8 protein-coding genes are annotated in these 7,642 nt (G+C 60.5%); 4 read left to right on the forward strand and 4 right to left on the reverse strand.

All coding sequences use genetic code 11. The features are described 5' to 3' along the window. Nucleotides 1–17: 17 nt before the first annotated feature. The 3 genes from ACP7BS_RS22975 to ACP7BS_RS22985 form a co-directional block, all read right to left on the reverse strand. The gene (locus ACP7BS_RS22975) at nt 18–947 is read right to left on the reverse strand and encodes an adenylate/guanylate cyclase domain-containing protein (RefSeq protein ID WP_426239954.1); all 930 of its coding nucleotides are present in this window, start codon (nt 945–947) and stop codon (nt 18–20) included. A gap of 143 nt (nt 948–1,090) precedes the next feature. Next, a complete protein-coding gene (locus ACP7BS_RS22980; protein ID WP_426239941.1) occupies nt 1,091–1,288 on the reverse strand; it encodes a hypothetical protein in 198 nt (65 codons plus the stop codon). Between the two features lie 85 nt (nt 1,289–1,373). Beyond that, nucleotides 1,374–1,712 carry a hypothetical protein gene (locus ACP7BS_RS22985; RefSeq protein WP_426231781.1) on the reverse strand — a complete coding sequence of 113 codons (339 nt, stop codon included), beginning with the start codon at nt 1,710–1,712 and terminating at the stop codon, nt 1,374–1,376. A gap of 448 nt (nt 1,713–2,160) precedes the next feature. Between ACP7BS_RS22985 and hemB the strand changes: the two genes are divergently transcribed. Continuing rightward, on the forward strand, nt 2,161–3,174 hold the full coding sequence (hemB, locus tag ACP7BS_RS22990; protein ID WP_426239942.1) for a porphobilinogen synthase: 1,014 nt from the start codon (nt 2,161–2,163) through the stop codon (nt 3,172–3,174). A gap of 41 nt (nt 3,175–3,215) precedes the next feature. Here hemB and ACP7BS_RS22995 read toward each other — a convergent pair whose 3' ends face one another. Beyond that, nucleotides 3,216–4,925 (reverse strand): diguanylate cyclase, encoded by a 1,710-nt coding sequence (locus ACP7BS_RS22995; RefSeq protein ID WP_426239943.1) that lies wholly within the window; start codon nt 4,923–4,925, stop codon nt 3,216–3,218. A gap of 284 nt (nt 4,926–5,209) precedes the next feature. Here ACP7BS_RS22995 and ACP7BS_RS23000 point away from each other — a divergent pair, with 284 nt between their 5' ends. The 3 genes from ACP7BS_RS23000 to ACP7BS_RS23010 all read left to right on the forward strand — a co-directional run bounded on the left by ACP7BS_RS23000 (nt 5,210) and on the right by ACP7BS_RS23010 (nt 7,534). Beyond that, nucleotides 5,210–5,674: an RDD family protein gene (locus ACP7BS_RS23000; RefSeq protein ID WP_426231784.1), complete on the forward strand. Its 465-nt coding sequence runs from the start codon at nt 5,210–5,212 to the stop codon at nt 5,672–5,674. Nucleotides 5,675–5,854: 180 nt separating this feature from the next. Then, on the forward strand, nt 5,855–6,601 hold the full coding sequence (locus ACP7BS_RS23005; protein WP_426231785.1) for an arginyltransferase: 747 nt from the start codon (nt 5,855–5,857) through the stop codon (nt 6,599–6,601). A 27-nt stretch (nt 6,602–6,628) separates the two neighbouring features. Then, complete coding sequence (locus ACP7BS_RS23010) at nt 6,629–7,534, forward strand: DMT family transporter (RefSeq protein ID WP_426239944.1); 906 nt, start codon at nt 6,629–6,631, stop codon at nt 7,532–7,534. Nucleotides 7,535–7,642 lie beyond the last annotated feature (108 nt).

Raw genomic sequence — 7,642 nt, forward strand, 5'->3', positions numbered from 1 at the left:
GGAATTGCGACTGAAGATCAGCGGGGGATGATCTTGTACAAGGCGGCAACAATGCCGATGCCGAGCATCGGCCAGACCGACCAGAAAATTCCGTGCCATGTCAAAATATTGATCCCGGCAATAGCCAGGCCGATGACGCCAAGTCCGGCAAGGAGCCGGTCGTACCGGGTTTGCATCGCCACCCAGGCCACGGCAGAGAGAACCGCCACTCCCAGCACCGGCCAGGCCGACCAGAACACGCCCTGCCACGACAGAATATTTATGGCGACCAGCACCGCAGCCGCCAGGGCGGCCAGCCAAAACATCGGGGCGATCAGCGCCCATAGTTTGTGCAGCGGCGCCGCAGAGTTGACCTGCCGATGCGAGCCCGCATCCACGCCCGGCTTTGCCCTCATGCCCGGCGTTGCATCGGCCGGCGGCAATGGCTCACCAATGCGCACGGCATAGCTCGGCACCGCGTCGGCGATATTCTTGATCGCCAGCGGTCCGAGGAAATCAAAGCTGACCGCCACCTTGTTGCGAACCTGATCGTAGACCGTATTGGAGATGACGATGCCGCCGCCGGTGGCCGATGCCTGGAGGCGCGCGGCAATGTTGACGCCGTCACCATAGATATCGTCGCCATCGACGATCACATCGCCCAGATTGATACCGATGCGAAACAACATCCGCCCATCGACCGGCCGCGCCGCATTTTGCCCGGCGAGTTCGTTTTGAACGTCCATGGCTGCCCGCACGCATTCGACGACGCTGGGAAACTCGGCGATGACGCCATCTCCCCAGGTATTGATCACCCGCCCGCCATGCGCTGCGATCAGCCGGGACATGGCATCACGGTAATGCTTCAGCATCGCCAGCGTGCCTTCCTCGTCCACGCCCATCAGGCGCGTATAGTCCTGCACGTCAGCACAGAAGATCGTCGTCAATTTGCGTTGCGTGCCGCCCAATGTGTCGATCATGTTCCCAGTCTCCCCACAACAAGGGTAACCCGATTGCCTCCGCAACGATATGGGGATTGCAAACTGGATAAAAGCCTCAAGGCCTAGCGGTCGCCGCACGTCCTGAAATTTATCGGAGGCTTGCCAGTATTTTATGCGGGCTTCGCGCCGTTCAGCCGCGTCTGCGCGCGCTGCCACTCTTCAATGGACTGCCTTTCGCCGCTTTGACGCCAGAAAAAAGATTGCGGCAGCAGCAAGCGAATTGCGAGCAGAAGCGGAGTGGGAAACGGCTTGAACGCAGGTTGCCTGTCACTCCGACCCGCAGCACAGTTCAGCTTTTTGGTTTGCATAGAGGTTCCTGTGCCAACCTCGTGCCTTTAACGGCGTAAAAAAGGGCTCCCCAGACAGGGAGCCCCTTTTTTGAACAATCGCGATTTACTTGGTGTAGACGATCTTGCCGCCGTTGGCCGCTGTCTGAATGCCGATCACGTTTTCGAGCTGAACATTTTTCGCTTCGAGCGTCGCCATCAGGGCCGGGTCGTTCTGAATTTCGGTTTGCGCCTTGGTGATCGATTCCGGCGATGGATTGCGATAGGTGGCAGGGATCGACGACGTGTCCGTGTTGGCATTGGCCTCTGAGCCAACATTGACGATCGTGATCATGTCGTCCGCCATCATCGACGTGGTCGAGCTCGTAGTCTGCGCATAGGCATAGCCACCGAGCGACGTTGCAGAAATAGCGGCCGCCAAGGCCAGTTTTACACTCGTTCTCATAATCTTCTCCTCTGGTTTGGAGGCCATTCACCGCTCACCGGTGAGATATGATCGGGCTCTCCATAAGACGAGGGCACAACCGGATTGGAGCGAAATGGTTCCGTCACGATCACGGCTTCGTGACAGGACGCCATGACTGCGAAATTCGATTGCCGTCATTGAACGGCAGCAAACCAGCCGTGTGTGATGCGATCAGCGCGTGGTCGTAGTTGTTCTACCTCCTCCTTGAAGAGGAAGGTCGCGACACAGTCGCGGATGGGGGTGACGACCGCGAACACCATGATCTATTGGGGATGCCGCTGATCACCCAACCCCGGCACCCCGTGCCGACCCTCCCCCTCAAGGAGAGGGTAAAGGGATGATGAAACGCCGCACCTCGACCATTTTGCTTTGGTGATCGCCCATGATAAACCGCGACCAGATGAGACGCTGACGAAAGACGATCGCCATGACCGACAAGACAAACGCCGTTGACCTCATTACCGGCCATCGCCGGATGCGCCGCAACCGCAAGGCCGACTGGAGCCGGCGGATGGTGCAGGAAAACCGGCTGACGGTCGACGATCTGATCTGGCCGATCTTCATTGTTGCCGGCACAAACATCGTCGAGCCGATCGACGCGATGCCCGGTGTCAACCGGATGAGCATCGACAAGGCTGTGGAAGCGGCAAAACTCGCCGCCGATCTCGGTATCCCGGCGCTTGCCACCTTCCCGAATGTCGATATCTCGCTGCGTGACGACACCGGCTCCAACAGCCTTGCTGCCAACAACCTGATCAACGAGACGACGCGGGCCATCAAGAAGGCCGTGCCGAATATCGGCGTCATCACCGACGTGGCGCTCGACCCCTTCACCAGCCACGGCCATGACGGCATCCTGCGCGACGGCGAGATCGTCAACGACGAGACGGTGGCGCAGATCGCCAGCGCCGCCGTCCTGCAGGCCGATGCCGGCGCCGATATCATCGCCCCGTCCGACATGATGGATGGCCGCGTCGGCGCCATCCGCCGGGCGCTGGATGCGGCCGGCCACCAGAATGTCGGCATCATGGCCTATGCCACGAAATTCGCCTCGGCCTTCTACGGCCCTTACCGTGAAGCGATCGGCACCAGCGGCCTGCTCAAGGGCGACAAGAAGACGTATTATATCGACCCTGCCAACGGCACCGAGGCGATGCGTGACGCCGCCCTCGACGTCGAGGAAGGCGCCGACATGCTGATGGTCAAGCCCGGCCTGCCCTATCTCGATATCTGCTGGCGGATGAAGGAAAGTTTTGGCCTGCCGGTCTTTGCCTACCAGGTGTCGGGCGAATATTCGCAGATCAAGGCTGCGGCCGCGAATGGCTGGATAGACGGCGAGCGCGTCATGCTCGAAACGCTGCTTGCCTTCAAGCGCGCCGGATGCGACGGCATCCTCAGCTACTTTGCCGTTGATGTGGCGCGGATCCTGGCCAAGCGCTGACGCCTGCCCTTTGGTTGCCTACCCGATCAGAAACGGCGCTCTCAAACCGGTGCGCGAAAAACTCTGACGCGGTTGCGGCCGGCATCCTTGGCCTTGTAGAGGGCGGCGTCGGCGTGGACGAGGATGTCATTCCAGGGTAGATGGGCCCCACCCGCGACGCCGAAGCTGGCCGTTACCGTCAGCATCGCACCATCCGGAGCCTTGAGCGGGGAGTTCTCGATCGACGTCCTGAGCTTTCGCGCCATGCAGGCCGCTTCGGCCAGCGAACCGCCTTCCAGCAGAAGCGCAAACTCCTCGCCACCGAAACGGGCCAGACAACCCGATTGACCGGCGGAAAGGCGCATCAGATCCGCAGTGGTGCGCAAAACGGTGTCGCCAAAAGGATGGCCATAGCGGTCGTTGATCGATTTGAAATGATCGATATCCAAAAGGATCAGATACTGCGCCGTGTCCTGCGCCACGGCCGCCGCCTGGCCTTCCAGCGCACGCCGGTTGAGAAGGCCGGTCAGTCCGTCGGTTGCGGCGAGGATTTCGAGCTGGTTGGTCAGCAGCGCACGCTCGCCGAGCCGATGCGACAGAATGCCGATGGCGCCGTACAGCCTTCGAATCTCCTTGACCTCGCCCCGTGCGGAAACCAGATCGGCGGGGCGCTCGTCGGCAAGCGCGATAACGGCCTGCGCACCTCTCAGCAAGGGCCGCAGGATATAGATCTGCACGGCAGCAACGAGACCGAGCACCAGCATCAGCAGCACGGCCGTGATCAGTCCGCTGCGGTAGAGCGCGAACTGCGCTTCCCGTTCCCGGGTTTCGAACTGGCTGACAATCTCGGACATGTAGATGTTTCTCAATTCGCCAAGTGGCTGCATCAGCGCGACGTAGCGCCGTGTGAGGTTGACGCCATCAAGGGAGAAATGGCCGCTCCTGCTGCCGATCGCCATCTGCTCGTCGATCAGCGTAAGGCCCTGCCGCATGAAGGTGTCTTCCGCCTCCTGACGCTTCAGCCGGATCGGATCCGATACAGGCAAGGCAGAGCGTGGGCCGACCAGGTCCCAGACTTCAAGCAGCCTGCCGCGTGCGACACTGCTTGCAGCGATATCCTGCGGTGTCACGGCCGTCCCTGCCGCCATCGGCGCGATCAGATAGGAGCCAAGCCGGCCCGCATATTCCCTCAGATCGCTGAGGGCGATGCCCTGCACGACGATGGTAGCGAGATCGGGATCCCTCCTGAGGATTTCCCCGCTCTGCCATTCGATGATCCTGCGATAGGAGTCCCTGGCAGCAAACATGGCGTCAACGGCCGCATGAATCTCCTGGTAACGCCGGCCGTCGCGCGGCTGTTGTCCAATTGCCGTGATCAGCGTGCGAGCTGCGGCAAGTCTGGCGCGGACATCATCGATCATCGCATCCGGTATGCCGCGCCGCTCAAGCTCATCCAGCGCCACGTCGGTACTCACGACGACATCGCGCCATTTCAACCGTGCCTCAATCCGCTTGGGCTCCGATGCGGTCATCAGGTTGTTGGCAGGCCCCCTCTCGGCCGAGATGAAATTTGCGGCGTCGAAGATGGCTGTGAACTGACGCATGTTCCCTGCACCGGCATGGGCCTTGCGAAAAGCTTCGATGGAAGCCGATATCGTCGATGTCGCCAGCAGCAATGTGCAAACTACGGCGAGCAGGGCCATGAGACAGAGACGGCCTTTGAGACCTTCGAACCGGCCGGTATTGGTATCTGCATGAAGGCTGGGGGGCATGTGAGGAACCGGTGACTGGGATGAAGCGCTGCCATCCAACACACCGGCTGGGAGCCAGTGTCATTTGGGAGGACGAACCTCCCGGGTTTGCAGTGCTGCCTTACCGTTAGCATATTTATATGAACGCAGGCTGAAAGGACGGCGGGAATGCCCTGCCGATCGGTTGCCGCCGCAATGCGAAGGGCTTGTGCCGGCGCTGCGTCCACCATCAGAGATTTGGATGACCGCCGGATTTGCATTTTGGCAGCCACTACCCATATCAGGAAAGAACTGGAGACACAGACATGAGCGTACAGGACGAAAACCTCAGAATCCCGAGCAACGACTGGCGGGCCTATCAGGGCGTGCTCAGCCGGCGCGTCATGGCATTCGTGATCGATTACGCCATCGTCGCCCTGTTGTGGATTCCTGCCGCCGTCGTCGTGTTCTTTCTCGGCATCCTGACGTTCGGCCTCGGCTTTTTCCTTTATCCGGTGCTGTTTGCCGGTCTCGCCATGCTGTATTTCGGCATCACGGTGGGCGGCCCGAAGCAGGCTTCGCCGGGCATGAGCATGATGGGGCTGGCGATCGCCCGCACCGACGGCCGGCCGATGGATTTTCTAACCGCCATCGTCCATCTGGTGATCTTCTGGATTGCCAACGCTATTCTCACTCCGCTGGTGCTGCTTGTCGGCCTGTTCACCGATCGTGGCCGGTTGTTGCATGACCTGCTCATCGGCACGGTCACTGTCCGTCGCGACGCCTATTGACGGGTTAGACCTGCGCCGGGATGCCTTGCCGCATTCCGTCGCAGACCTGCAGCCGATCATCTAAAAACACCAGTTCGCTGCATTGCAACGCGACAGTTCAAAAAGTCGCGATTGACCTTTTATAATCTTGCGCCATGCTAATGTTATCCAAGCGGCCAAGAAGAGCGATCTCCGCATCATATGAACACGCAAACTACACCGTCTCCACAATTCTACCTGACCGCGCCGGCAACCTGCCCGTATCTGCCGCAGGAGATGGAGCGCAAGGTGTTTACCCACATGGTGGGCGAGCGGGCACCTGAACTCAACGATCTCCTCACCCAGGGCGGTTTCCGCCGCTCCCAGAATATCGCCTACCGGCCAGCCTGCGAAAGCTGCCGGGCCTGCGTTTCCGTGCGCATCGTCGCCGGCGAGTTTTCACCCACCCGTTCGATGCGCCGCATCCTGGCGCTAAACAGCGACGTGGTTTCGACGGAATACCCGGCAGAACCCTCCAGCGAGCAATACAGCCTGTTTCGCCGCTATCTCGACCATCGCCACCAGAAGGGCGGCATGTCCGACATGTCGGTGCTGGATTACGCGATGATGGTGGAAGATACCCATGTCAACACCAAGATCATCGAGTACCGTCTCAAGGTTGAAGGCGATGGCATCGGTCTGGCGAAGGGACCGCTGATCTCGGCAGCGCTGACCGACAAGATGGGCGATGGCCTGTCGATGGTCTATTCCTATTTCGACCCTGACGTGGCGGACCGCTCGCTCGGCACCTTCATGATTCTCGATCACATCCGCAAAGTGAGGGAACGGGGCCTGCCGCACGTCTATCTCGGCTATTGGGTCAAGGGATCGCGCAAAATGGACTATAAAACAAAGTTTCTGCCGCAGGAGCACCTTATGGCCCAGGGCTGGGAGCGCTATACGGACTAAAGCGCTGCCACCTGACAGGACGAAATCTTGAGTGTAGACATCGATGCCGCCCACCACCGCCGCGGACTTCTCATCACCGGCCTTGGCGGCCTTGCCCTCTCCTTCGACATTCCGCTGATCCGCTCCGCCGATGGCGAAGTCTGGTCGCTGCTCGCTTTGCGCAGCCTTTGCACCTTCGCCGTCGCGCTGATCGCCTGGGTGGTGCTGAACAAGTTTCTCGGCCGCAGGATAGCGCTGGTGCCGGGCAAGGCAGGGCTGCTCGCCGGCCTGTTCTACGGCCTCGGCTCCTTCACTTTCCTGTTGTCGGTCTTCAACACCGCGACCGCCAATGTCGTCTTCATCGTCGCCTTCACCTCGATGTTCGCCGCTATCCTGTCCTGGGTCTTCCTCAAGGAGCGTCCCTCGAATGCGACGCTGGTGACGATGGCCGTCATGGTCTTTGGCGTCGGGCTGATCGTCCAGGACGGCTTGAAAAGCGGCAGTTTCTTCGGCGATGCCATGGCTGTCTGCTCGGCCCTGATGCTGGCATCCGCCATCACCGTCAGCCGCGCCAGCGGCAAGGACATGGGGCTGGTGCCACTGGCAACCGCGATCTTCCCCGCCATTATCGGCTACCTGCTGTCGCCGGCCGAGGGCCTTGCAATCGCCCATCCCGGCTGGATCATGTTCGACGGACTGATCATGATCCCGTTCGCCTTCTTCTGCCTCGCCACCGGCCCGCGCTACCTGTCGGCGCCGGAAGTCGGCATGTTCTACCTGCTCGAAACCATCCTCGCCCCACTCTGGATCTGGATCGTCTTCCTGGAGGTCCCGACATCGCAAACGCTGACCGGCGGTGCAGTGCTGATTCTGGCGCTGGTCGGGCATTCGGTGTGGCAGATGCGGCAACGATCCGCTGTCGCGGTTTCGCCGCCCCTTCATTCACGGCCCTGAACTCGGGTTAACGGGTATTTCGGAAATTTCACGAGTCTGATTCAAGTGTGTCGGTGATTTGGAGGCCGACATGATTGAAGATCATCGCCCGCGGCTGCGGGTTTTGCT

It is taken from the genome of Pararhizobium sp. DWP1-1-3, assembly GCF_049896125.1.
In the GTDB taxonomy this organism is placed as follows: domain Bacteria; phylum Pseudomonadota; class Alphaproteobacteria; order Rhizobiales; family Rhizobiaceae; genus Pararhizobium.